Raw genomic sequence first — 23,518 nt, forward strand, 5'->3', positions numbered from 1 at the left:
AACCTACCCGGGGGGACCGACAGAAACAGGCGAGTCAGCCGACGACGCGGTCGAGCTTCGCGGACAGGCGCGGCTGCAGCTCGTGCTCCGAGGTGGCCCGCTCCTCGACGTAGGCCAGCGAGCCTTCCACGACGCCGTAGAGCCGGGTGGCCGCGGTGACGTCTTCGCTGGTCGGAGTACGCAGGACCGCGTCGGTGCCGAAGTGCCAGGTGGTCTGGCCCTGCGGCTTGCCGAAGAACATCTCGGCGACGCCGGTCTCGTGCAGGACCATCAGCTCGATGGTGTCGTCCGCCTGGGGGCGCCAGAAGCCCACCTCGCGGAACGCGGGCGCGACGACCTTGCCGCCCTCGCCGTCGAGCCGCCACGCGCGGCTCTCGTAGGTCAGGAACGGGCGGCCGTCGTGCGCGATGGTCACCTGCTGGACGAACCAGTACGACTCGTCGAGCGACGGGTGCGACGCCTCGCCCTCGCCGCGCCACACGCCGACCAGCGGCAGCAGCGCGAGGCAGGCGTCGTTCAGCGACGGACCCATCCGCAGGTTGGCGGTGTCGCCGATACCGGGCAGGTCGTCGTACTCCGGGACGTTGCGGCCCCGGGTCAGCTTGGCGCGCTCCTCGGCCGCGGCGACCGCGGCGTCGCCGCTGCCGCGCTGTGGTTCGTTCGGCGTAGCAGTCATCGCGTCGAGATTACCGGGAGCCCCGGATCAGTCGCTGTGCAGGCGGTACACCACGTAGCAGGCGAACCAGATGGTGGCCACCGCGGCGAGCCCGACGAGGGTGACGAGACCGTAGTGCAGGAAGTCGATAAGTTCCACGCGCAAAGGATAACCACCGCAGCGCCCGTCCGGAGTGTGGCGTCGGGCATGATCTGCGGGCGGATACCGCGCCGAACTGCGCCGAGCCGACAGCAGGGACGGGGATCACATGGACTTCGAGACGTTGCGCGAGCGCGCGCTGGCCTTCCGCGAGGATCTGCTGGCGCGCAAGGACAAGATCGCGCCGGCCGACTTCGGCTGGTACCCGTACGACACGATGGCGAACATCTTCCACCTGGACGCGCTGCTGACCGGCGAGCAGCGCTCGGTGTTCGACCGGATCGCGGGCACCCGCATCGCGGACATCGGCGCGGCCGACGGCGACTTCGGCTTCTTCCTGGAGGCCGAGCTGGGCTGCCAGGTGGACGTGGTCGACAACGCGCCGACGAACTTCAACGGGCTGCGCGGCGCGCGGCGGCTCGTCGAGGAGCTGGACTCCGGCGTGCAGGTGCACGAGATCGACTTGGACGCGCAGTTCCGGCTGCCCGCCGAGCACTACGGCGCGGTGTTCTTCCTCGGCCTGCTCTACCACCTGAAGAACCCGTACTTCGTGCTGGAGGAGCTGGCCAAGCGCGCCGACCTGTGCTTCGTGTCGACCCGGGTCGCGCAGGTCGCGCCGGACGGCACCCGGATCCAGCACCTGCCGGTGGCGTACCTGCTGGACCCGGCCGAGGCCAACAACGACGCGACGAACTTCTGGATCTTCAGCGAGGCGGGCCTGCGGCGGCTGTTCGACCGCACCGGCTGGGAGGTCGTGGACTTCACGACGGTCGGCTGCCAGGAGGACTCCGACCCGCGTTCCCAGGACCGCGACGAGCGGGCCTTCGCCCTCCTCCGGTCCAAGTCCGCCCGCTGACCACAGTGGACGATCACGAACGAAGGACGCCCCGCACCGGACCGGTGCGGGGCGTCCTCGTTTCGGGAAGAACTCAGGCGATGGCGATGTCCACCGCGTGCACGCCCGGTCCGCTGGTGGTGACCGCGGCCTGGCCGTTGCCCTCGCGGTGGAGGGCCCGGACCGTCCAGTCGCCCGGCGCGGCGTAGAAGGTGAAGTCACCCTCCGGCGAGGAGACGACCTCCGCCGTGAACTCGCCCGAGGAGTCCAGCAGGCGGACGAAAGCCCCGCCGACCGGCTCGCTGCCGGCCCGAACCTTGCCCGTCACGATGACCTGGTCGGTGTCCTCGGCGACCGCCGTGCCCGACTGCTGCGGCGCTCCGCATCCGCTCATGCTCAACTCTCCTTACCTGGAAACAGTTGTTCAGTTCTTGGCTGCTTCGGCCGGGTTTTCGATCGGGACGCCGACCAGCGAGCCGTACTCGGTCCACGAGCCGTCGTAGTTCTTGACGTTGGCGTTGCCCAGCAGCTCGCGGAGCACGAACCAGGTGTGCGAGGAGCGCTCGCCGATCCGGCAGTAGGCGATGGTGTCCTTCGACGTGTCGAGCCCGGCGCCCTGGTAGATCTCGGTCAGCTCGTCGTCGGACTTGAAGGTGCCGTCCTCGTTCGCGGCCTTGCTCCACGGCACGTTGATCGCCGACGGGATGTGCCCGGCACGCTGCGCCGACTCCTGCGGCAGGTGCGCCGGGGCCAGCAGCTTGCCCGCGAACTCGTCGGGCGAGCGGACGTCGACCAGGTTCTTGTTGCCGATGGCGTCCACGACCTCGTCGCGGAACGCGCGGATCGAGGTGTCCGGCTCCTGCGCCTGGTAGGTGGTCGCGGCCTTGTTCGGGTCGTCCTTGGTCAGCTCGCGGCCGTCGAGCTCCCACTTCTTGCGGCCGCCGTCGAGCAGCTTGACGTCACCGTGCCCGTACAGCTTGAAGTACCAGTACGCGTACGCGGCGAACCAGTTGTTGTTGCCGCCGTACAGGATCACCGTGTCGTCGTTGCTGATTCCCTTGGCGGACAGCAGCTTCTCGAAGCCCTCGCGGTTGACGAAGTCGCGGCGGACGTGGTCCTGGAGCTCGTTCTTCCAGTCCAGCTTGATGGCGCCCGGGATGTGCCCGCCGTCGTAGGCGGTGGTGTCCTCGTCCACCTCGGCGAACACCACGCCGGCGGTGTTCAGGTTCTGTTCGGCCCACTCGGTGGAAACCAGGACCTCTGCGCGGCTCATCGAGCGACTCCTTCGTTGATCTTCGGTGGTTCAGCGGGTGTCTGATGCGGACGCCCCGACGGGCGTGACGCGCCGGAGCAACAGGTACATCTGGCAGCCGAGGCAGTAGCCGAACACCGCGTTGAGCAGCGCCGCCACCAAGGCGAACGCGTTCGCCACGAGGCCCAGCGTCGTCCACTCGGCGGCGTAGCCGACGGTGGCCACCAGCGCGAAGGCGAAACCGACCCCCTGGGAGAACCGGACCGGTGCCGGTTCTTCGCGTTCGGCCGGATCGATGGGCGCGAGGCGCGGTCGCACTGCCTGCCGGAACACGTAACCCCACGGGTTGAGCCGCATTCCGAGGAACGCGCACATCCCGAACAGCACCATCTGTGCTGCGAGCACCCGCCAACTCGCGGTGACCAGCCCGAGCGCGAGGATCACGCTGGTCATCGCGGCGGTGAAGCGGACGCCACGCGGGTCGAGCGTTGCGGCGGGCATGGGGCCTCCTGACTCAGTGGACTTCGACTGCCGAGTCCGTCAGGCGGTTTCGGGAGCACACCCCAGCCGCGCGCGGCCGTGCGATGTGCAAGACGTACTACCGCCCGGTCAGTGCCCGCAACACAGGCTGCTACCCACGCGGCAAAGATCCACCGCGCGCCTCCGGGTCAGCAGTACATGCACGGACCGGAGGTTACCGGCTAGACCGATCGGCGGGAAGGTCGTTCACAGGGTGAGACGGCAGGGATGGATTTCCAGGCTCGTTTTGCGTGGCGGTGCCGGTGGCGGCCCCCTGCGGGAATTACGGCCGCCGTCTGGACTGTGGGATCCCCGACTTATGTATGCCCATTTCATGGCATCGGGGCTGTCCTCGCCAAGAACCCCGACGGGGTGGGCACCGTCTGAGAACCCGCGGCGGTGCAAGTTGCGAGGGTGGGCTAAGCGGCTGCGCCGCTTGCGGCCGCTTTCGACGGACAGCGTTCGGCTTCGCGCCGGTTGGCACCAGGGTAGTGAGTCGTATGGGCTGCTCAGGCAGCCCAGAGGTCACGCGAGGTGGGGTTGCAGGGCGGTGGCGAGTTCGTCGCGGCGCGGGACGCCTCCGACGCGGAACAGCTCCCGGCCCGCGCCGTCGAGCACGAGCGTCGTCGGGGTGCGGTGCACCCGCAGCGGCGTCGACCACTCCGGGTGGTCCGTGAGGTCGACCTCCACGTGGCGCACGCCCTCGGTGCGCCCGACGAAGTCGGACAGCAGGATGCGGGTGTGCCGGCAGGGTGCGCAGAACGTGGTGGACAGCTGCAGCAGCGTCACCTTCGCGCCGGTGTCCGGGGCGTCGGCGAGCCGTTGCCGCAGGCCCTCGGGAAGCTTGTCGTACATGCTCTCCTCGCCGCCGGTCCCGGTGCGCACCTTGCCTTCCCGGGCCCGCCACACCAGGCCGAACACCGCGGCGACGGCGACGGCGATCAGCAGTGCCCAGGTACCCGCGTTCACCCCGTGCGCACCCCGCCGGCGTTGATGGTGACGTTCTCGGCGATGCCCTCGATGACCAGCGCGCCCCGCTCGACGCGCACCGCGGTCGGCTTGATCTCGAACGGCAGCATCCCCGGGTCGAGGGTGGTGCTGAACTGCTTGAGCACCGACTGCTCGAACAGCTTCGGCAGCTCGATCCGGCCCAGCGCGCTGTTGTTCAGATCCAGCTTCCGCGGCTCGATCTTCATCTTGTCGTCGGCCAGGGACAAGACCGCGATGACCCGCACCTTGTTGTCGGAGCCCGCGATGTTCACGGTGCCGTCCAGCTGCACCACGGCCTTGGTGTCGTCGGTGCCCGCCGCGAGCTGCTCGTCGGCGCTGCTGATGTTGCCGTCGTCGTCGGCCAGCGCGTCCTTGGGAGCAGGCTCGATCGTCAGGTCCTGGATGCCGATCAGCCGCGCGATGTCGGAGGCCTTCAGCTTCACCCGGCCGACCAGCTGGTCGACGGTGATGTGGTCGGCGGTGCCGGAGATCACGTCGGCGGTGGACACCCGCGCGCCGTGCAGGTCGGCCTCGATGCCGACCTCGTTGAGCTGCCCGACCTGCACCGCGTTGGCGGCCACCTGCACGTCGCGGTAGTTCCCGGCGATGGCCTGGGTGAGGAACGGGAACCCGTTGATCCGCACGTCCGGGTTCTCGCGGAGCTGCATCTGCTCGGCGAGCCGCTTCGACACCTGGTACTCGGCGATCGCGGCAGCGCCGAAGTCGGCGCCCACCAGGAGGCCGACGATGATCACGAGGGCGATGGCGAGCTTCTTCACCGAACGGTCCGTTTCTCGTCGGGGCAGGAGGCCGTGGCTTTCGGGGTCCAGCGGCCACCTCGATCGGGCGGCCCCACTGTATCGGCCGCCCAGCCGGCGATGCGGTCCACCAACTCGGCGCTCGTCGAGCTCTCGGCGTGCCGCATGCCCGGGACCAGCCAGAACTCGCCGCCGCCCGCCTCGCTGAGTGCCAGCGCGTCGGCCACCGGGAAGTAATGGTCCTGGTCACCGTGCACGACCAGCAGCGGCACCGGGATGCGCGACGCCACCTCGATCGGCGAGATCGGCACGTCCGGCCAGGGCGGGGCGAGGCGGACGCCGAGCAGCCGTGCGCTCCAGCGGCCGTGCGGCTGTTCGAGCAGCCAGTGCACCCTGCGCATCGCGGGTGTCTCGCGGACCCACCAGCGCGCCGGGCTGCTCACCGAGATCACCGCGTCCGGCGGCGTGGACAGCGCCGCGTGCCGCAGCACCACCGAGCCGCCCAGCGAGAACCCGACGGTGACCACCTTGCGGCAGCCGAGCTCGCGGAGGCGCTCGACGGCGGCCGCGATGTCCAGCGCCTCGGCGGGCCCGACGGTGGTGCGGCCGCCGGAGCGGCCGTGCCCGCGGAAGTCGACCGCGAGCACCGGGGCGTGGCTCGCCAGCCGCTCCAGCACCCGCCGCACGGCGGGCTTGCGCACGTGGTTGGTGAAGCCGTGGCCGACCACGAAACCGAGGTCCGCGGGCAGGCCCGGACCGGGGTAGAGGTGCCCGCGAAGCGGCGTGCCGTCGGCGGCGGTGAGTGTGACGTGACGCACCCGACACATGCCGGTAACAAATGGTCGTCCAGCGTTCACAAATGTGATGCCGCCGGTTGGACCTGGGTTTTTCCACCGCATCTCGGTTATTCTCCTTGCCATCCACAGGCAACGACGCCGGGCCGTCCCCCGATTGCGGATGGCCGCTCTCCCACCGGTCGTCGGTGTTTCTCGCCTTGGGACGGAGGCCCCTCTGATGAGCTCCGAACTACTCCTGCTTACCAGCGAATCCGAGTGCGAGGCGGTGCTGCCGGCGCTGGCCCTGCTGCCGCACCGGGTCCGCACCCTGCCCGCCGATCCAGGCGCCATCCTCTCCGGCGGCGCGCACGACGTGATCATCGTCGACGCCCGCAACGACCTGGTCGGCGCGCGCGACCTGTGCCGCCTGCTGGCGGCCGGCGACGTGCCGGTGGTCGCCCTGGTGAACGAGGGCGGGCTGATCACGATCAGCGCCGAGTGGGGCGTGGACGAGATCCTGCTGCCGACGACCGGCCCAGCTGAGATCGACGCCCGCCTGCGGCTGCTGGTGTCGCGGCGCACCAGCGCTGGCTCCGGCGGCGACGGCTCGCTGAGCGTCGGTGACCTGATGATCGAGGAAGCGACCTACACCGCGCGGCTGAAGGGGCGGGCGCTGGAGCTCACCTACAAGGAGTTCGAGCTGCTCAAGTACCTCGCCCAGCACGCGGGCCGGGTGTTCACCCGGGCCCAGCTGCTGCAGGAGGTGTGGGGCTACGACTTCTTCGGTGGCACCCGCACCGTCGACGTCCACGTGCGGCGGCTGCGCGCGAAGCTCGGCCCGGAGCACGACTCGATGATCGGCACGGTCCGCAACGTGGGCTACAAGTTCGTCCGCCCGAGCCGCGGCGGCTCCGCGCGGGCGGCCGAGCAGGTGCACCCGGAGCTCGAAGCGATCGAGCGCGAGGCGGTCGACGCGTACTGATCCACCCGCGATGGCGCCTCCGGTCGATCCGGCCGGAGGCGCCTTCGCGCATTCCGGGCGAATCCCCGGTCGAATTGTTGATCTTCGTCCAGTGCAGGGCTCCCGATTTTGCCTAAAATTGGGGCGTCCAATTTTAGGCAAAACCGGACGCCTGTGAATTTCTCTTCCGCATCACGGAACCATTCGGTGGTGATTCACCCGTGTGGGCGCAATTTCGCGAGAAATCGACATTCGCCGAGTGATGGTCGATTTCTCGCGAAATTCCGCCCGCCCAGGATGACGACGACCACGCGAGGTGATCGAGGCGGCGTCAGGCGCGGGCGCGGTGGCGCCAGGCCCAGACGCCGGCGCCGAGCGCGAAGCAGGCGAGCCCGCTGAGCACCGCCGCCCACGGCAGCGCGAAGGCCAGAACCACGCAGCCGACGAGGCCGAGCACCGGGAGCGCACGCGGGAACCAGCGCTGGTCGCGAGGCAAGGTGAACGCCGAAGCGTTGGCGATCGCGTAGTACACCAGCACCCCGAACGACGAAAAGCCGATCGCACCGCGCAAATCCGTGACGAGCACCAGCACGACGACCGCCACGATGATCACCAGCTCCGCGCGGTGCGGACTCGCGAAGCGCGGATGCACCGCCGCCAGCGGAGCGGGCAGATCGCGCTCCCGGGCCATCGCCAACGTCGTCCGGCCCACCCCGGCGAGCAGCGCGAGCAACGAGCCGAGCGCGGCGACCCCGGCGCCGACCACCGCGACCGGCGCCAGCTGCGGCAAACCACCGGCGCGCACCGCGTCGGCCAGCGGAGCCGACGACGCCGCGAGCCCCGCAGGGCCGAGCGCCGCCAGCAGCGAAACCGCCACCACGAAGTACAGGCACACCACGAACCCGAGCGCGATCGGGATCGCGCGCGGGATCGTCCGCCGGGGATCGCGGACCTCCTCCCCGAGCGTCGCGATGCGGGCGTAGCCCGCGAACGCGAAGAACAGCAGCCCGGCGGACTGCAGGACGCCCAGCGGCGCGGGCGGCGGGGACGCCGAGGCGGCAGCCGAGGCACCCCCGAGCCAGATCGCGAGCAGCGTGCACGCGAGCGCCGCGAGCGTGACCGCGAGCAGGATGCGAGCGAGCTTGGCGGTGCGGGTGACGCCGACGTAGTTCACCGCGCCCAGAGCCGCGGCGAACGCCGCGGCGACGGGCTTGGCGGCGGCGGGGGCGAGGTACTCGGCGGCCGTCAGGGCCATCGCCGCGCACGACGCCGTCTTGCCGAGCACGAAGCCCCAGCCCGCGAGGTAGCCCCAGAACGGGCCGAGCCGTTCGCGGCCGTAGACGTAGGTGCCGCCCGCCGTCGGGTAGCGGGCCGCGAGGACCGCCGAGCTGCTCGCGTTGCAGAACGCGATGATCGCCGCGATGACCAGGCCGATGATCAGGGCCGATCCGGCCGCTGCCGCCGCCGGGGCGAAGGCGCTGAACAGGCCCGCTCCGATCATGGCCGTCAGCCCGATCGTCACCGCGTCCGCGGTGTTCAGGCGTCGGCGGAGCTCGGTCACGTGATGTTCCTGCGGGGTTTCGGCACCTGCACCGCCCGGTGAGAGGAGTTCGCGGACAAGTCTTAGCGTTCTGCTCGCGTCATCCGCAAGGTTCGTGGGTAACGTCTGTGGCGTGCAGCTGACTTGGCGAAACGGACTGGACAGCAGTGAAGCGGCCGAGGTCATGGCCCTGCTCGACAAGACCGAGCAGGCCGACGGGGTGGCCCCGGTCGGCGAACACGTGATCTTGCGCCTGAAGGCGCATCGCGACGTCATCCACCAGATCGAGCCGGTGCAGGCCGACGTGCGCTCCGAGCACTTCGTGGTGCGCGACGCCGGGAGCGTCCTCATCGGGTACGCCCACCTGGACACCGAGCACGAGAAGACCGCCGGTCAGCTCGTCGCCGAGCTGGCCGTGCACCCCGACCACCGCCGCAAGGGCGTCGGCGCCCGCCTGGTCGAGGCGCTGCTGGACCGCGCCGAACTCTCCCTGGAACCCGCGCCCGACCTGGGCCGCCTGCGGATCTGGTCGCACGGCGAGCACCCCGGCGCGGTGCGGCTGGCCGAGCGCTTCGGGTTCAGCCGGCCCCGCGAGCTGTGGCGGATGGGCCGGGACCTCGCCACCCCGGAGCTGCCCGAGCCGGAGCTCGCGGAAGGCGTGCGGATCCGCACCTTCCGGGCAGGCCAGGACGAACCCTCCGTGGTCGAGGTCAACCATCGGGCGTTCTCCTGGCACCCCGAACAGGGCGGCATGACCGAGCAGGACCTGCGCGCCAAGGAGCACGAGGAGTGGTTCGACCCCGCCGGGTTCTTCCTCGCCGTGGACGGCGCGGACCGGCTGCTGGGCTTCCACTGGACCAAGGTCCACCCCGACGGCATGGGCGAGGTGTACGTCGTCGGCGTCGATCCGGCCGCGCAGGGCGGCGGGTTGGGTCGGTCACTCACGGTGGCCGGATTGCGTCATCTCCGCGACACTGGATCCCGGCAGGTGATGCTCTACGTCGAGGGTGACAACGCGCCCGCCATCAAGGTCTACCAGCGCTTGGGGTTCGAGAAATGGGACACGGACGTGCAATTTGGGCGCTGATGGATCTTTGCCCTGAGTTACTGGGTCACCTGGGAACCGGGTCGCCAATCCCCCGTTTGACTGTGGGCCTGCTTACTTAGCGTGCCTTGTTCACCTTCCGTTCACTTCGATGGCGAAGGCCGTCCACCCCGACTCCCTAGCGTCCCTGGCGAGCGGCAACACGGGCCTGCGCCTGCTCGGCCGCGCAACCGCAGGGTTTCCAACTGGAGGAACGAAGTGAAGATCAAGCGGCACAGCGCTGCGTTCGCCGTTCTCGCCGCGGGCGCGCTCGTGCTCGCCGGCTGCGGGTCGGACCAGAACACCCCGCAGGGTGGCGGCAACCCGGCCCTGGACGGCCTCCAGGTCGAGTGCGGCACCAAGCCGGTCTCCGGTGAAGGCTCCTCCGCGCAGAAGAACGCCATGGACGTCTTCGCTCGTGACTACGGCCTGAAGTGCGCCGGCCAGAAGCTCAACTACACCAAGTCGGGCTCCGGCAAGGGCGTCGCCGCCTTCACCGCCGGCCAGATCGACTTCGGCGGCTCCGACTCGCCGCTGAGCGAGGAGAAGGGCGAGGTCGCCAAGGCCGCCGAGCGCTGCCAGGGCAACCCGGCCTGGAACCTGCCGATGGTGTTCGGCCCGGTCGCCATCTCCTACAACCTGCCCGGCGTCACGGACCTGACCCTCAACGCCGACGTGATCGCCAAGATCTACCAGGGCCAGATCAAGAAGTGGGACGACCCGGCGATCAAGGCGCTGAACCCGAACGCGCAGCTGCCCGCCAAGGACGTCGTGCCGTTCTTCCGCTCGGACGAGTCCGGCACCACCGAGAACTTCCAGAAGTACCTGACCACCGCCACCGGCGGCACCTGGACCGGCAAGGGCAAGCAGTTCCAGGGCGGCCCCGGCGTCGGCCAGGGTCGCGACGGCAGCGACCAGGTCGCCCAGTCGGTGAAGGCCACCGAAGGCAGCATCACCTACGTCGAGTGGTCCTTCCCGAAGAACCTCGGCCTGGGCATCGCCAAGATCGACAGCGGCGCCGGCCCGGTCGAGCTGACCACCGCCAACGTCGGCAAGGCCATCGAGGACGCCGAGATCAAGGGCGAGGGCAACGACCTGCGCGTCAACCTCGACTCGATCTACGGCAACAAGGCCCCGGGTGTCTACCCGATCGTGCTGAACACCTACGAGATCGTCTGCTCCAAGGGCTACGACGCGGAGACCGCGAAGTCGGTCAAGGCGTTCCTGACGGTCGCGGCCAACGCCAACTCGGACGAGCTGGAGAAGGCCGGCTACGTGCCGCTGCCGGAGTCCTTCAAGACCAAGGTCCTGACTGCGGTCAACGCGATCTCGTGAGTAACCCGGGTCGCACATACCCAGGGCGAACCAAAGGTCGAACGGACGAAGTGAGAGGCTGCAAACAGCAGTGACCGACTCGACTAGAGCCGATCAGCGCCCCGCGGACACCGACAACGGTGCGCCGCGGGGCGCTTCGGCGCCCAGTTCCGGACCGGAGGCTCCCATTTCCGCTCCCGAAACCACCGCGGGCAAGAAGGTCCGCATCGGCGACCGGGTGTTCTCCACGGTTGCGACCGCCTCCGGCGCGTTCGTGGTCGCGCTCATCGCCGCGATCGGCATCTTCCTGCTGATCCGCGCCGTTCCCGCGCTGCAGGTCAACCACGTGAACTTCCTGTTCAGCAGGGAGTGGAACACCTCGAACCCGAGCAACATGAGCTTCGGCATCATCGACCTGGCCTGGATCACGGTGGCCAGCTCGGTGGTCGCGCTGGTCATCGCGATGCCGGTCGCCTGCGGGATCGCGCTGTTCCTGACCCAGTACGCGCCGCGGGCCCTGGCCCGCCCCTTCGCCTACATCGTCGACCTGCTCGCCGCGGTGCCGTCGGTGATCTACGGCCTGTGGGGCTACCTGGTGCTGGGGCCGGTGCTCAAGCCCTTCGCGCTGTGGCTGAACCAGAACCTCGGCTGGATCCCGATCTTCGCCGACGGCAACGCGCCGACCAACTCCGGCGCGAACGTCTTCACCGCCGGCATCGTGCTTGCCGTGATGATCCTGCCGACCATCACCGGGGTGAGCCGCGAGGTCTTCTCGCGGACCCCGAACATGCACATCGAGGGCGCCCTGGCGCTCGGCGCCACCCAGTGGGAAGTGGTGCGCACGACGGTGTTCCCGTTCGGCCGCAACGGGTTCATCGGGGGGTCGATGCTCGGTCTGGGGCGCGCGCTCGGCGAGACCGTCGCGCTGACGATCATCCTGAGCATGAGCACCGCGCCGCCGAACTACAGCATCTTCGACGCCGGCGCCACCTTCGCCTCCAAGATCGCGCTCGGCTCTGGGGAGTTCAACAACAACCTGCAGGTCGGCGCCTACATCTCGGCCGGTTTGGTGCTGTTCGTCATCACCTTCGCGGTCAACGCGCTCGCCCGCTGGATCGAGAACTCCAGCGGTAAGGGGAAAGCATGAGGACCGACACCGCTGACGTGGAGCAGCTCGCCACCCCGCCGGCGTTCCAGCGCATCAGCTTCGGGCGGAAGTTCAAGAACAACCTCGCCACCACGCTGTTCGGGGCGGCCTTCGTGGTCGCGGTGGTTCCGCTGCTGTGGGTGCTGTGGACGCTGCTGGAGCGGGGCCTCAAGCCGCTGTTCAGCTCCACCTGGTGGACGAACTCGTTCAACGGGCTGCTGCCCAACGACTTCGGCGGCGGCATCAACCACGCCCTGATCGGCACCCTGCTGCAGGGCCTGGTGTGCGCGATCATCTCGGTGCCGCTGGGCATCATGGTCGGCGTCTACCTGATCGAGTACGGCCGGCAGTCCCGGTTCGCGCGGATCGCGACCTTCATGGTCGACATCCTCAGCGGTCTGCCGTCGATCGTCGCGGGCCTGTTCATCTACGCGCTGTGGATCACCACCTTCGGGTTCAGCCGCAGCGGCTTCGCGGTGGCCCTGTCGCTGGTGCTGCTGATGCTGCCGGTGGTCGTGCGGGTCACCGAGACGATGCTGCTGATCGTGCCGGACGAGCTGCGCGAGGCGTCGTACGCGCTGGGCGTGCCCAAGTGGAAGACGATCCTGCGCATCGTGCTGCCGACCGCGCTGTCCGGCATCCTGACCGGCGTGATGCTCGGCCTCGCGCGCGTGCTCGGCGAGACCGCGCCGCTGCTGATCTTGGTGGGTTATTCGAGCTCGATCAGCTACAACCTCTTCGGAGGTGAGATGGCGTCGCTGCCGCTGGTGATCTACATGGAGCGCAGCACCGGGACGGTGGCCGGTGACTACCGGATGTGGGGCGCCGCGCTGACCCTCGTGCTCGTCATCATGCTGATCAACCTTGTCGCGTCGCTGCTGTCCAGGCTGCTCGCGATCAAGACGAAGTAGGGACCGAAACATGGCCAAGCGTCTCGACATCAAGGACCTGAACCTCTTCTACGGCAAGTTCCACGCCGTGCAGGACGTGACCCTCCAGGTGCCCGCCCGCAGCGTCACCGCGTTCATCGGCCCGTCCGGTTGCGGCAAGTCGACCGTGCTGCGCTCGCTGAACCGGATGCACGAGGTCATCCCGGGCACTCGGGTCGAGGGCAAGGTGATGCTCGACGGCGAGGACATCTACGCCGGCGACGTGGACCCGGTGCAGGTGCGCAAGACCATCGGCATGGTCTTCCAGCGGGCGAACCCGTTCCCGACGATGTCCATCCGGGACAACGTGGTGGCCGGCCTGAAGCTGGCGGGCGAGAAGAACAAGAAGAAGCTCGACGAGGTCGCGGAGCGGGCGCTGCGCGGCGCGAACCTGTGGGAAGAGGTCAAGGACCGGCTGAACAAGCCGGGCGGCGGCCTCTCCGGCGGTCAGCAGCAGCGGCTGTGCATCGCGCGCGCGATCGCGGTGCGGCCGGACGTGCTGCTGATGGACGAGCCGTGCTCGGCGCTGGACCCGATCTCGACGCTGGCGATCGAGGACCTGATCTCGCAGCTCAAGCAGGACTACACGATCGTCATCGTCACCCACAACATGCAGCAGGCGGCGCGGGTGAGCGACCAGACGGCGTTCTTCAACCTGCGCGCGGTCGGCGAGCCGGGCCAGCTTGTGGAGATCGACGAGACGGGCAAGATCTTCTCCAACCCGACGCAGAAGGCGACGGAGGACTACATCTCCGGCCGCTTCGGCTGATCGTCTCCGGTTTCAATTGAGGTTTTCCAACCTCAGTTTGCGTGGCGGTGCGGGTGGCGGAACCTCAGAGGCTCCCTGGTCTGTGGGTGCCCTGACTTATGTATGTCCGATACACGGCGTCAGGGCCGTCCTCGCCGAGGGAACCCCGAAGGGGTGGGCACCGTGAACCCGCGGCGGTGCAAGTGTCGTAGGTGGGCTATGCGCCTGCGGCGCATGCGGCACCCCATCGACGTGCAGCTTTGCGACCCGCGACTGCGGGCCGACCAGGATGAAAAACGCTCAATTGAAACTGGGCACCATGCCCGGGTGTCCCAGTTTCAATTGAAACTGGTGTGGGTGCCCGAAGCAGGACCCTGGTTTCAATTGAAACTGGGGTCCTGTTGCTTTCGGGGTGCGTCGAGGATCGCGGTGACCATGGCTTGGACCGCGCTGGTGAAGGCACCCGGGCCGCGGGTCCGCATGTGGCGGATCAGGTCGGCGTCGAAGGTCGCCAGGATCGCGTGGCTCAGGAAGTCCGCGTCCAGGTCCGGGCGCTCCGCCGTGATCAGGTCCGCGATGTGCTGGGCCCAGAACCGGTAGCTGGGGTCTTCGTGCTTGTGGTCGGCGCAGGCCGCTTCGTGCGCCGACAGGAGCGAGGCGTTCTGCTCGCCGATGCCGGTCAGCTCCGCCAGGAACGCCATCAGCCGCTCGCGGGACGGCGCGCCCGGGCCCAGCGGCGGCGGCCCGCTGGTCACGGCCTCGCGCAGCGCCCGCGAGCGCTCCGCCAGGATTTCCCTGATCAGGCCCGCGCGGTTGCCGAAGCGGCGGAACACCGTGCCCTTGCCGACCCCCGCCTCGGCCGCGACCTCGTCGAGCGAGACGTGGCCGCGCTCCGCCAGCAGCCGCTCGGCCGCTTCCAGCACCGCCTGGCGGTTGCGCGCCGCGTCGGCTCGCTCCTGCTTCGGCACATCCCCTCCTGAATAACCGGACCGTCGGTCCGCCTATGCTACCGTCGATTAAGCGGACTGATGGTCCGGTTACTGCTTGGAGGGAACATGCGTGCACTCGTCGCCGACCCGGCGGCACCCGCGAAGTTGCGCCTCGACGAGGTCCCGGAGCCGGACCACGGGCCGGTGCTGCTCGACGTCCACCACATCTCGCTCAACCACGGCGAAATCGCCTTCGCCGGGCGGCTCGCGCCGGGCACCGTCCACGGCTACGACGCCGCGGGCGTCGTCGTGCGGGCGGCCGAGGGCAGCCCGCCGGTCGGTGCGCGGGTGATCGCCTTCGGCGCGGGCGCCTGGGCCGAGCGCATGGCGGTGAACGCCGACGCGGTGGCGGAGGTCCCGGCGGCGGTGGACCTGGCCGACGCGGCGGCGCTGCCGATGGCGGGCCTGACCGCGCTGCGCACGCTGCGGACCGCGCCGATCCTCGGCAAGCGGGTCCTGATCACCGGGGCTTCCGGCGGCGTCGGGCGCTTCGCCGTGCAGCTCGCGGCGATCGGCGGCGCGCACGTCATCGCGCAGGCGAACCGGCAGGACGGCCTGGCGGAACTGGGCGCGCACGAAGTGGTGGCCGACCTGGCCGGCGTGCGGCCGGTCGACCTGGTGCTGGACAACGTCGGCGGGCGGCTGCTGGTCGACGCCTGGAAGCTGCTCAAGCCGGGTGGGAGCGTGCAGAACATCGGCTGGACCTCCGGCGAACCGGCGGTCTTCGAGCCCTACTCGATCTTCTCGATCGGGCCGTCGAAGTCGCTCAACACCTTCGGCGACGTCACCGCGCCCGCCGCCAATCTGTCCACATTGGCCGAACTGCTGGCGGCGGGCCGGATCTCGCCGGAGGTCGGCTGGCGAGGCTCGTGGGAACGCCTCGACGAGGCCGCCGAAGCGCTGCTGCAGCGGCGGGTCTCGGGCAAGGCCGTGCTGGACGTGAGGGGCTGATGTGCGGATCGGGCTTTGCGTCGACGAGCGGGAGCTCTCGCACGGCGACCTGCTGGAAGCGGTTCGCGACGCCGCGGCCGACGGCTTCGGGAGCTTCTGGCTGGGGCAGCACGCCTCGTGGGACGTGCTGACCTCGCTGGCCGCGATCGGGGCGGCGGTGCCGGGCATCCGGCTCGGCACCGCGATCGTGCCCACCTATCCACGCCATCCGCTGATGCTCGCCGGTCAGGCGCTCACGGTGCAGGCGATCACCGGCGGCCGGCTCGACCTCGGCATCGGGCCGAGCCACCGGATGATCGTCGAGGACCAGTTCGGCTACTCCTACGACAAACCCGCGCGGCACGTCCGGGAGTACCTGACGGCGCTGCGGCCGCTGCTGCGCGGCGAAGCCGTCGACTTCCGCGGCGCGACGCTGCGGGCGGCGGGGCAGGTTGAGGTCCCGGGAGCCGAGGCGCCGTCGCTGCTGGTGTCGGCACTGGGGCCGACGATGCTGCGGATCGCGGGGGAGCTCGCGGACGGCACGATCACGGTCTGGGCCGGGCCGCGGGCGCTCGACGAGCACATCGTGCCGACGATCCGGGCGGTTGCGGCACAACCGCGCGTCGTCGCGATGGTCTCGGTGTCGGTGGTGTCCGATGTGGACGACGCTCGCGAACGGTTCGCCGCGCAACTCGCGATCGCCGGCGAACTGCCCGCCTACCGGGCGGTTCTGGACCGCCAAGGCCTCGCGGGTCCGGAGGACGTCGCCGTCATCGGCGACGAAGCGGCGGTGGAGCGTGCGCTGCGCCGCTATGCAGCGGCGGGAGCCACCGAGCTCATCGCGGCGCCCTTCGGGACCGACGAGGAGCAGCGGCGAACCCGGCGGCTCATGGCGGCGCTGAACGGCGCCGCCTGACCTGGTGTCGTGAGTGGCCGTGGTGGCCGGAGAGCCTGTTCCCGAACTTGCTCTGCGTGGCGGTGCGGGTGGCGGCCCCCCTGCGGGAGTTACTGCGCCCTTCTCGCTGTGGGATCCCCGACATCATGAATGCCCAATTCACCACGTCGGGGCTGTCCTCGCGAGAAGACCCCTGAGAACCCGCGGCGGTGCAAGCTGCGAGGGCGGGCTAAGCGGCTGCGCCGCTTCAAAGACAACAACCCGCCCTACCGCACCTCAACACCACGACATCCCAAACAGCCTCTGGAGCGGCCACAGCCACTCACGACCGGGGCATCACATCGCCGGGACCTTGTCGAGGAAGCCGTGCACCGCCCGGATCCGGGCGTTCTCGTCGAGGACCGCGACGTCGAAGCCGACCACCACGGCCTCGCCGCCCGCCGGGCCGAGCTCCCAGGTGAAGCGGGCGATGTCGTGGTGGGCGTCGAAGAGCTCGCCCGGGCGGAACGTGAAGTCCGGGAACTGGGCCTGCACGGCCGCGATCGTCGCATCGACGGCCTCCCGGCCCCGCACGTCGGCCAGCGGGTCGGTGTAGGTGCCCCCGTCGGCCCAGAGTTCGTCGACCAGCGCGCGGCGCTTGTCGGCGTCCCGCTCGTTCCAGGCGGCGAGGTAGCGGTCGAGGAGCTCGGTCATGGTGTAAACCCTTCCGTTCTGCGGTTCGATGAGCACCACTGTGCGGCGCGGAAGTCATCGCGTCGATTACCCGGGAGGTAATGGCCCGGGTGGCTAATGTCGTGGTGTGACAACGGTGAAACAGCGCCAGGTGGGTGTGCTGCTCCGGGAATGGCGGGAGCGGCGGAGGCTGAGCCAGCTGCAGCTCTCGCTGGACGCCGACATCTCGACGCGGCACCTCAGCTTCGTGGAGACCGGCCGGTCGAAGCCCACCAAGGAGATGATCCTGCGGCTCAGCGAACGGCTCGACGTGCCGCTGCGGGAGCGCAACAGCCTGCTGCTGGCGGGCGGCTACGCCCCGGCCTACCCGGCGAGCGGCCTGGACGTGCCGGAGCTGGCGGCCGTGCGAGCGGCGCTGCGCCAGGTGCTCGCCGGGCACGAGCCCTATCCGGCGCTGGTCGTCGACCGGGCGTGGCAACTGGTCGAGAGCAACGCCAGCGTCGCACTGCTCCTCGAAGGCGCGGCCGCGGATCTGCTGGCACCGCCGGTGAACGTCCTCCGGCTGAGCCTGCACCCCGAGGGCGTGGCGCCGAACATCGCCAACCTCGGCGAATGGCGCGCCCACGTCCTCGGCCGGCTGCGCCGGCAGGCCGCGGTGACCGCGGACCCGGCGCTGGCCGAGCTGCTCGCGGAGCTCCGCGATTACCCGTGCGATCAGCCGGAACCGGAGGTCGAGCTACCCGGGGCGAGCGACGTCGTGGTGCCGCTGCGCCTCCGCCACGGCGACCACGAGCTGTCGTTGCTCAGCATGACGACGGTCTTCGGCACCCCGCTGGACGTGACGGTCGCGGAGCTGGCGATCGAGTCCTTCTTCCCGGCAGATCAGTCCACAGCGGACTTCCTCCGCGCCAGGCGATTGACCTGATTTCCCCGAAATCGCGACCAGACAAGTCGGATGATGCACCGGGACAGGTGTTCGTCCCGAACAGACCACAATGGACACCTGGCGCGCCCGTGCGGACCGCCTGAAGCCGGGGCGTTCCGCGGGCATCGGCCGCTGTGCCGGGCCGGCTCAGGTCAGCACGAGCGTGAGGGGTTTCGGCGCGGCGGTCACCGCGATCGGGTCAGGCCCGAGCGGGAGGCGGTCGAGTTCGAGCCATCGGCCGTGGTCGTTGCGTTGGCCGACGAGTTCGGCAGTGGTGGCGTCGAAGGTGATCTCCCACAGGAACGGAATGCCCGCGGTTGCGTAGGCGTGGCGCTTTTCCACCCGCTCCCGCGCGGTATTGCCGTCCGACCAGACTTCGACGACCAGGAGCACGTCTTCGGCTCGTGCCGGGTCGTCGTCGGTGTCGTGGGTCATGAGCATGACGTCCGGGATGAGCCCGTCGCGCCGAGGCGTGGAAACGTCGACCGCGGCGGCGGTGACCACCAGGTTCTCGGGGAAAGTGTCCTCGAGAACGGTGCGCACGAGATCGCCGATGCGCTGGTGCCGGCGGGTCGGGGCAGGAGACCTGATCAACCAGCCTGCCAGAAGCTCCAACCGCCGCCCATTGCCGGGCTGTGGCATCTCGTGCCACTCGGACACGGTGTGCGGCCCGAGCGCTGCGGGGACGGCGTGCGCGAGGCTCACGGCTCGGCTCCTTTCCTGGCTGGCAGGTGCAGAACCTGCAAGGTTCTGCACTGACCCAGCGTCCCAGCTGCGGCAAGCGACGTCGACGCAACGGCCCGAGTGTTGGCGGCTGCACTGTGCCTTTTGGTGCTGGTAGCGGTCCGAACGTGCGGTGGGTGGTCTAGCACATGGCATTTGACCAGCGGAAACCGAAACTGCGCTAGGCCGGGGATTCGTCGGCGATGGCCGAGATGAAGGCGCTGGAGTCCTTCGGGTTCAGGGCCCGGGTGCAGACGTGCTCGAAGGACTTGAGGTAGTCCGCCGTGTCCTCGGGCTTGTCCAGGAACCGGGAGTTCGCCGAGTCGCCCAGGTGCACGACCTGCGGGTCGGCGTCGTCCGGGAAGGAGAACACCGCGATCCGGTCGCCCATCAGCGGATGCCCGCCGGTGCGGAACGGCAGCACCTGGATCGTGACGTTGCGCCGGTAGCCCAGCAGCACCAGGTGCTCCAGCTGCTGGCGCATCACCGCCGGGCTGCCGACGGCGCGCCGCAGCGCCGCCTCGTCGAGCACCGCCCACAGCTCCAGCGGGCTCTCCCCGAGCAGCCGCTGCTGCCGGGTGGAGATCACCGTCAGCCGCTCCTGCAGCTCGTCCGCCTCGTAGGGCTGCGCGCCCGAGGTCAGCAGAGCCCGGCTGTACTCGGCAGTCTGCAGCAGCTCCGGCAGCGGATCCGAGCCGTAGCAGCTGACCGCCTTCGCCGAGGTCTCCAGGCCGAGGTAGGTCTGCAGGCCGGGCCGCTGCGCGGTGCTCGGGTACTGCTGCCACCAGCCGCGTTGCTTGGAGTCCTGCGCGAGGTCCACCAGCGTCGAGAGCTGGTCGGTCGTGGCGCCGTAGAACTCGGCCATCAGCCGCACGTCGGAGGTGCGCACCGGCACCCGGCCGAGCTCGATCTGGCTGATCTTGCCCTGGGAGCAGTCCAGGTGAGCGGCGACTTCGCGGTGCGTGCGGCCTGCGGATTCGCGCAGTCGCCGCAACTCGCTGCCCAGCCGCCGACGGTGCACGGTAGGACTCTTACGCACCGGACACCCCGCCGGAAGCTGTTCGGAACCTTCTCACCCGAACGAGCATCGCACAGGACGATCACAACATCGAGTACTGAGACCGAGTATTAATACTTTCGCGGCCAAACCGTCCTTGACCTGCGACGACGGCTCAGCTGGTCGGCATCTTTCCGGTCACGACGAACACCACTCGGCGGGCCACCGAGACGGCGTGGTCGGCGAAGCGCTCGTAGAACCGGCCCAGCAGCGTGACGTCCACCGCGGCCGCCACCCCGTGCGACCACTCGGGGCTCATCAGCACGGTGAAGAGGTGGCGGTGGAGGTCGTCCATCTCGTCGTCGTCCTCTTCGAGTCCGCGCGCGGCCTCGACGTCCTGCGTGCGGATCACGGTGTGGACCCGGCCGGCCAGCTTGACGGCGATCCGGCCCATCTCGGCGAAGTACGGCTGCACGTCGTTCGGCAGCACGGCGTTCGGGTGACGGCGGCGCGCGGCCTTCGCCACGTGCAGCGCCAGGTCGCCCATCCGCTCCAGGTCCTCGGCGGCGTGGATGGCGGAGATGACCGTGCGCAGGTCGCCTGCCACCGGCGCCTGCAGCGCCAGCAGGCCGAAGGCGTGCTCTTCGACGCGCGCCCGCGTCTCGTCCACCTGCACGTCCTCGTCGAGCACCTGTTCGGCGAGCGCCAGGTCGGCCTCCAGGAGAGCCTTCGTGGCGCGCTCCATGGCGGTGCCGACCATCGTCGACATCGAAGCGAGTTCATCGGCCAGCACGCCGAGCTGTTCCTGGTAAACCTCACGCATGACAACCAGGGTACTTCCAGCCGGAATCGGACAGAATGCCCTGTGGTGAACCGGCGGTGAACGGGCCGTGATGAACCCGTTATCGCGGCTCGGAGCGGTTCAGCCGCAGAGGTCCGTTCCGGCGTTCACGGTGGACAGCCCGTCCGGCACGGCCGGCGGCTGGTTCGGGTCCGCGGGCTGCTGCTGGAACAGGCCGTTCGCCGCCGCGGCACCTCCGCCGCTGGGCGTGGCGTTGACGCCCGCGGGCCCGCCGCTGCCCGACATGATCGGGGCGTCGTCGAGGATCGCCTGGAACAGCGCCTTGGTGTCGCCCTCCCGCAGCACCTCCATGCCCTGCTCGTCGGCGTAGCCGGTCGTGGGCACGGTGATGAAGGTCACGCGGCTGGCGTCCAGGCCCTGCATCTGCTGGCCCAGGTCCATCAGCCGGTCGACGCCGATGTTCTCGCCGAAGGTGTTCGCGCTGACCGCCTTGACGAAGTCGCTCAGCTTGCCCGGGTCGAGCAGCACCTGACTGGACATCGTCTTGCGCAGCAGCGCCGACAGGAACAGCTGCTGGCGCTGCATCCGGCCGTAGTCCGAGGTCGGGTCGCCCTTGACGTGCCGGGCGCGCACGTAGTTCAGCGCCTGCTCGCCGGTGAGGGTCTGCCGGCCGGCCTGGGGCAGCACGGTGCCGAGCGTGGTGTCGATGATCGGCTTCTCGGTGCAGATCTCGACGCCCTGCACCGCGTCCACCATGGACTTGAAGCCCTGGAAGTCGATGCCCAGGAAGCTGTTCACGCGCAGACCGGAGATCTGCTGGATGACCTTCGTCGTGCACAGTGGACCGCCGACGGCGTAGGCCGAGTTCAGCCGCACGCCCTTGTCCGCCGGAACCTGCTCGCCGGTGTACTTGCCGGTGGTCGAGTCCCAGCGCTCGCAAGCGGGCCGGTCGACCTTGAGGTCGCGCGGGAACGACACCAGCACGACCCGGCTCCGGTCGGCCGGGATGTGGGCGATGATCGTGGTGTCCGAGCGCGCCCCGGGCTCGTCCTGCTCGCTGCCCACGCCGTCCTCGGCGGTGGCGCCCGCCCGGGTGTCCGAGCCGACCAGCAGGAAGTTCTGGTCGCCGGTCTGCTTGGCGATCTCCTTGATGGAGTCCGAGTTCGGGTCCAGCGCCTGGACCGACGGCGGGCCCCAGAGCGTGGTGGCGCCCCAGGCGATGCCGAGGGTAAGGAACACGGTCAGCGACGCGGCCATCGCGACCGCCATCACGATCAGGTTCGTGCGGCGCTTGCGCTGCTTCTTCTTCCACTCCACCCGGGACTGGCCGTCGCGTCCCTCGACGAAGTCGAACGGGATGTTGGTGCCGAGCTCCGGCTCGCGGCGCTTGCCCAGCAGCCAGGAGTACTTCTTGCGCCGGGCTTCCTCTTCGGCGGCGATCTCGTCGTGGACCGCGGAGAACCGCGCCAGCGTGGCGTCGATCTCCTTGATGTCGTTCTTGCGCTCCTCGCCCGTCTCGCCGGGCTCGTCGGCGTCCTCGGCGTCGTCGATGTCGTCCAGGTCGTCGAACTCGTCGAACTCATCGAGGCCGCCGAGCTCGGCGGGCGCGACGATCGCCGTCTGCTCGGCGTCCGAGGTCGGCGGCGCCACAGGCTTGGCGATGGTGGTCTTGTCGTCCCGCTTGGGGCGCGCGACCATCGCGGTCTTCTCGGCCTGCGGCGGGCCCGCGGGCACGGCCGGGTGCTGGGTGGTGGCTTCCAGGTCCGCGTCGACCGGCGGCGGCACCGGACGGCCCGCGGCGGGGCGCGGCGCGCGGCGCGGCGGCTTGGCGGGCGCGGGCTCGCCGGTCAGCGCCTGGGTTATTCGGGTCGGCTCGGCCCCGGGCGGCTCGGCGGGAGCGCCGTTGCGGGCGGGCGGCTGACCGGGGGCTCCGCCGCGCATGGGCAGCTCGATCGGAGCGCCGTTGCCGATGGGCCGTTCCGGAGCGCGGGCCGGGGGCTCTGCAGGGGCGCCGTTGCGACCCGGCCGTTCGAGCGGCGCACTGTTGCGGCCGACGGGCGGCTCTGCGGGAGCGCTGTTGCGTCCAGCAGGCGGCTCGATCGGAGCGCTGTTGCGTCCAGCAGGCGGCTCCGCTGGGGCGCCGTTGCGCGTCGGGAGGTCGGCTGGGGCGCCGTTGCGCGCGGCGGCTCCGCCTGCGAACGCTGCGGCCGCACCACCGATGTTCGGGCGGGCGCGGTCCGAAGGGCCGTCGGCGGGCCGTGCGGGGCTCTCAGGGCGCGCACGACGGCGGCCCTGGCGGGGTTCGCCGTTCGGGGCCTGGGGGGCGTGCGAGCCCGCCGCAGGCGGCGCCCAGCCGGGCGGCGGCGTGGCGGGCGGGGTGCCTGGGTTCGGCGGCGGCGCGGGCCGGGAGCGGCGCGATGCGCCTTCCGGCGCGGTCCAGCCGCGCGGGTCCGACTGCTCCGCCGGGCCCGGCGGGATGTTCTGGGGCGGTCGCGCGGCGCGGCGCGGTTTCGACGCCTGCGGCGGCTGCGGTGCCTGGGGTGCCTGGGGTGCTTGCGGGGGCTCCGGCTCGGCGGCGCGCCGGTGGTTGGAACCGTTGCCGGGGGCCTTGCCGTGCTTGGAGAGCAGGTCGATGACGCGGGTGCCACCCGTGCCGTCGTCGCCCAGTGCGCGCCTGCGTCGACCGGTCGAAGCGGCGGTGGCGTTCTCGGCGACGTCCTCATCGGGGCGGGAACGCCGGTGCCCGAATTCGCCATGCCGGGGGTCTTGCGGCACGCGTTTTCCCTCCCACCTGCGAAAGCCAACGGTCTGCGACTACTGCCGACGCGCTCGATACCCCCCGACGCGTATCGGTCGGCGCCTACGAGATAGTACGGCCGATCGCCCGAATTGACGATAGTGGGCGACAATTTCTTCAC

At 70.0% G+C, this 23,518-nt stretch carries 25 protein-coding genes; 10 read left to right on the forward strand and 15 right to left on the reverse strand.

Annotation, left to right across the window (positions count from 1 at the left end; translation table 11 throughout):
• Positions 1–34: 34 nt before the first annotated feature.
• Positions 35–676 (reverse strand): heme-binding beta-barrel domain-containing protein, encoded by a 642-nt coding sequence (locus BLW84_RS10340; protein WP_093264178.1) that lies wholly within the window; start codon positions 674–676, stop codon positions 35–37.
• Positions 677–923: 247 nt separating this feature from the next.
• On the opposite strand from BLW84_RS10340, the gene BLW84_RS10345 reads away from it, so the two are divergent.
• Complete coding sequence (locus tag BLW84_RS10345) at positions 924–1,670, forward strand: class I SAM-dependent methyltransferase (RefSeq protein WP_093264181.1); 747 nt, start codon at positions 924–926, stop codon at positions 1,668–1,670.
• Positions 1,671–1,743: 73 nt separating this feature from the next.
• On the opposite strand, the gene BLW84_RS10350 is transcribed toward BLW84_RS10345, so the two are convergent.
• From BLW84_RS10350 to BLW84_RS10375, 7 genes are all read right to left on the reverse strand, one after another.
• Positions 1,744–2,043: a DUF1416 domain-containing protein gene (locus BLW84_RS10350; RefSeq protein ID WP_093264184.1), complete on the reverse strand. Its 300-nt coding sequence runs from the start codon at positions 2,041–2,043 to the stop codon at positions 1,744–1,746.
• Between the two features lie 30 nt (positions 2,044–2,073).
• Positions 2,074–2,922, reverse strand: coding sequence for a sulfurtransferase (locus tag BLW84_RS10355; RefSeq protein WP_093264187.1), 849 nt, complete (start codon positions 2,920–2,922; stop codon positions 2,074–2,076).
• 30 nt (positions 2,923–2,952) lie between these two features.
• On the reverse strand, positions 2,953–3,402 hold the full coding sequence (locus BLW84_RS10360) for a DUF4395 domain-containing protein (RefSeq protein WP_093264190.1): 450 nt from the start codon (positions 3,400–3,402) through the stop codon (positions 2,953–2,955).
• A gap of 108 nt (positions 3,403–3,510) precedes the next feature.
• Positions 3,511–3,585 carry a putative leader peptide gene (locus BLW84_RS50285; RefSeq protein WP_350945149.1) on the reverse strand — a complete coding sequence of 25 codons (75 nt, stop codon included), beginning with the start codon at positions 3,583–3,585 and terminating at the stop codon, positions 3,511–3,513.
• Between the two features lie 360 nt (positions 3,586–3,945).
• The gene (locus BLW84_RS10365) at positions 3,946–4,389 is read right to left on the reverse strand and encodes a TlpA family protein disulfide reductase (protein ID WP_093264193.1); all 444 of its coding nucleotides are present in this window, start codon (positions 4,387–4,389) and stop codon (positions 3,946–3,948) included.
• The gene (locus BLW84_RS10370) at positions 4,386–5,189 is read right to left on the reverse strand and encodes an LmeA family phospholipid-binding protein (protein ID WP_093264195.1); all 804 of its coding nucleotides are present in this window, start codon (positions 5,187–5,189) and stop codon (positions 4,386–4,388) included. The genes BLW84_RS10365 and BLW84_RS10370 overlap by 4 nt, the downstream gene beginning before the upstream one ends.
• The gene (locus tag BLW84_RS10375) at positions 5,186–5,995 is read right to left on the reverse strand and encodes an alpha/beta hydrolase (RefSeq protein ID WP_093264198.1); all 810 of its coding nucleotides are present in this window, start codon (positions 5,993–5,995) and stop codon (positions 5,186–5,188) included. The genes BLW84_RS10370 and BLW84_RS10375 overlap by 4 nt, the downstream gene beginning before the upstream one ends.
• Positions 5,996–6,182: 187 nt before the next feature.
• Between BLW84_RS10375 and BLW84_RS10380 the strand changes: the two genes are divergently transcribed.
• Positions 6,183–6,926, forward strand: a complete 744-nt coding sequence (locus tag BLW84_RS10380; RefSeq protein WP_093264201.1) for a winged helix-turn-helix transcriptional regulator — start codon at positions 6,183–6,185, stop codon at positions 6,924–6,926.
• 310 nt (positions 6,927–7,236) lie between these two features.
• On the opposite strand, the gene BLW84_RS10385 is transcribed toward BLW84_RS10380, so the two are convergent.
• A complete protein-coding gene (locus BLW84_RS10385) occupies positions 7,237–8,466 on the reverse strand; it encodes an APC family permease (protein WP_093264203.1) in 1,230 nt (409 codons plus the stop codon).
• Between the two features lie 112 nt (positions 8,467–8,578).
• On the opposite strand from BLW84_RS10385, the gene mshD reads away from it, so the two are divergent.
• The 5 genes from mshD to pstB all read left to right on the forward strand — a co-directional run bounded on the left by mshD (position 8,579) and on the right by pstB (position 13,688).
• Positions 8,579–9,532 (forward strand): mycothiol synthase, encoded by a 954-nt coding sequence (gene mshD / locus BLW84_RS10390; RefSeq protein ID WP_425441704.1) that lies wholly within the window; start codon positions 8,579–8,581, stop codon positions 9,530–9,532.
• Positions 9,533–9,748: 216 nt separating this feature from the next.
• A complete protein-coding gene (pstS, locus tag BLW84_RS10395) occupies positions 9,749–10,864 on the forward strand; it encodes a phosphate ABC transporter substrate-binding protein PstS (protein WP_093264207.1) in 1,116 nt (371 codons plus the stop codon).
• A gap of 70 nt (positions 10,865–10,934) precedes the next feature.
• On the forward strand, positions 10,935–11,990 hold the full coding sequence (pstC, locus tag BLW84_RS10400; RefSeq protein WP_093264210.1) for a phosphate ABC transporter permease subunit PstC: 1,056 nt from the start codon (positions 10,935–10,937) through the stop codon (positions 11,988–11,990).
• Positions 11,987–12,901: a phosphate ABC transporter permease PstA gene (gene pstA, locus BLW84_RS10405; RefSeq protein WP_093264213.1), complete on the forward strand. Its 915-nt coding sequence runs from the start codon at positions 11,987–11,989 to the stop codon at positions 12,899–12,901. Before pstC ends, pstA begins: the two co-directional genes overlap by 4 nt.
• Before the next feature lie 10 nt (positions 12,902–12,911).
• On the forward strand, positions 12,912–13,688 hold the full coding sequence (pstB, locus tag BLW84_RS10410; RefSeq protein ID WP_093264216.1) for a phosphate ABC transporter ATP-binding protein PstB: 777 nt from the start codon (positions 12,912–12,914) through the stop codon (positions 13,686–13,688).
• 359 nt (positions 13,689–14,047) lie between these two features.
• Here the strand turns inward: pstB and BLW84_RS10415 are convergent, their stop codons facing one another.
• Positions 14,048–14,635, reverse strand: coding sequence for a TetR/AcrR family transcriptional regulator (locus tag BLW84_RS10415; protein WP_177226389.1), 588 nt, complete (start codon positions 14,633–14,635; stop codon positions 14,048–14,050).
• A gap of 87 nt (positions 14,636–14,722) precedes the next feature.
• On the opposite strand from BLW84_RS10415, the gene BLW84_RS10420 reads away from it, so the two are divergent.
• Positions 14,723–15,607 carry a zinc-binding dehydrogenase gene (locus tag BLW84_RS10420; RefSeq protein WP_177226390.1) on the forward strand — a complete coding sequence of 295 codons (885 nt, stop codon included), beginning with the start codon at positions 14,723–14,725 and terminating at the stop codon, positions 15,605–15,607.
• Between the two features lies 1 nt (position 15,608).
• Positions 15,609–16,502, forward strand: coding sequence for a TIGR03564 family F420-dependent LLM class oxidoreductase (locus tag BLW84_RS10425; protein WP_093264219.1), 894 nt, complete (start codon positions 15,609–15,611; stop codon positions 16,500–16,502).
• A 315-nt stretch (positions 16,503–16,817) separates the two neighbouring features.
• On the opposite strand, the gene BLW84_RS10430 is transcribed toward BLW84_RS10425, so the two are convergent.
• Positions 16,818–17,174: a nuclear transport factor 2 family protein gene (locus tag BLW84_RS10430; protein ID WP_093264363.1), complete on the reverse strand. Its 357-nt coding sequence runs from the start codon at positions 17,172–17,174 to the stop codon at positions 16,818–16,820.
• Between the two features lie 106 nt (positions 17,175–17,280).
• On the opposite strand from BLW84_RS10430, the gene BLW84_RS10435 reads away from it, so the two are divergent.
• A complete protein-coding gene (locus BLW84_RS10435) occupies positions 17,281–18,078 on the forward strand; it encodes a helix-turn-helix domain-containing protein (protein WP_093264221.1) in 798 nt (265 codons plus the stop codon).
• Positions 18,079–18,225: 147 nt separating this feature from the next.
• Here BLW84_RS10435 and BLW84_RS10440 read toward each other — a convergent pair whose 3' ends face one another.
• The 4 genes from BLW84_RS10440 to BLW84_RS10455 form a co-directional block, all read right to left on the reverse strand.
• On the reverse strand, positions 18,226–18,783 hold the full coding sequence (locus BLW84_RS10440) for a Uma2 family endonuclease (protein ID WP_177226391.1): 558 nt from the start codon (positions 18,781–18,783) through the stop codon (positions 18,226–18,228).
• Between the two features lie 199 nt (positions 18,784–18,982).
• A complete protein-coding gene (locus BLW84_RS10445) occupies positions 18,983–19,840 on the reverse strand; it encodes a helix-turn-helix domain-containing protein (RefSeq protein WP_245761053.1) in 858 nt (285 codons plus the stop codon).
• A 133-nt stretch (positions 19,841–19,973) separates the two neighbouring features.
• The gene (gene phoU, locus BLW84_RS10450) at positions 19,974–20,621 is read right to left on the reverse strand and encodes a phosphate signaling complex protein PhoU (protein WP_093264225.1); all 648 of its coding nucleotides are present in this window, start codon (positions 20,619–20,621) and stop codon (positions 19,974–19,976) included.
• A 99-nt stretch (positions 20,622–20,720) separates the two neighbouring features.
• Positions 20,721–23,375: an LCP family protein gene (locus BLW84_RS10455; RefSeq protein ID WP_245761054.1), complete on the reverse strand. Its 2,655-nt coding sequence runs from the start codon at positions 23,373–23,375 to the stop codon at positions 20,721–20,723.
• Positions 23,376–23,518 lie beyond the last annotated feature (143 nt).

It is taken from the genome of Saccharopolyspora shandongensis (assembly GCF_900106995.1).
Taxonomy (GTDB): domain Bacteria; phylum Actinomycetota; class Actinomycetes; order Mycobacteriales; family Pseudonocardiaceae; genus Saccharopolyspora; species Saccharopolyspora shandongensis.

Coding starts and splice junctions, on each gene's coding strand:
- BLW84_RS10420 (WP_177226390.1), top strand. CDS start 14,723: ATGCGTGCACTCGTCGCCGACCCGGCGGCACCCGCGAAGTTGCGCCTC.
- BLW84_RS10350 (WP_093264184.1), bottom strand. CDS start 2,043: ATGAGCGGATGCGGAGCGCCGCAGCAGTCGGGCACGGCGGTCGCCGAG.
- pstA (WP_093264213.1), top strand. CDS start 11,987: ATGAGGACCGACACCGCTGACGTGGAGCAGCTCGCCACCCCGCCGGCG.
- BLW84_RS10380 (WP_093264201.1), top strand. CDS start 6,183: ATGAGCTCCGAACTACTCCTGCTTACCAGCGAATCCGAGTGCGAGGCG.
- BLW84_RS10430 (WP_093264363.1), bottom strand. CDS start 17,174: ATGACCGAGCTCCTCGACCGCTACCTCGCCGCCTGGAACGAGCGGGAC.
- phoU (WP_093264225.1), bottom strand. CDS start 20,621: ATGCGTGAGGTTTACCAGGAACAGCTCGGCGTGCTGGCCGATGAACTC.
- BLW84_RS10360 (WP_093264190.1), bottom strand. CDS start 3,402: ATGCCCGCCGCAACGCTCGACCCGCGTGGCGTCCGCTTCACCGCCGCG.
- BLW84_RS10345 (WP_093264181.1), top strand. CDS start 924: ATGGACTTCGAGACGTTGCGCGAGCGCGCGCTGGCCTTCCGCGAGGAT.
- pstB (WP_093264216.1), top strand. CDS start 12,912: ATGGCCAAGCGTCTCGACATCAAGGACCTGAACCTCTTCTACGGCAAG.
- BLW84_RS10355 (WP_093264187.1), bottom strand. CDS start 2,922: ATGAGCCGCGCAGAGGTCCTGGTTTCCACCGAGTGGGCCGAACAGAAC.
- BLW84_RS10340 (WP_093264178.1), bottom strand. CDS start 676: ATGACTGCTACGCCGAACGAACCACAGCGCGGCAGCGGCGACGCCGCG.
- BLW84_RS10375 (WP_093264198.1), bottom strand. CDS start 5,995: ATGTGTCGGGTGCGTCACGTCACACTCACCGCCGCCGACGGCACGCCG.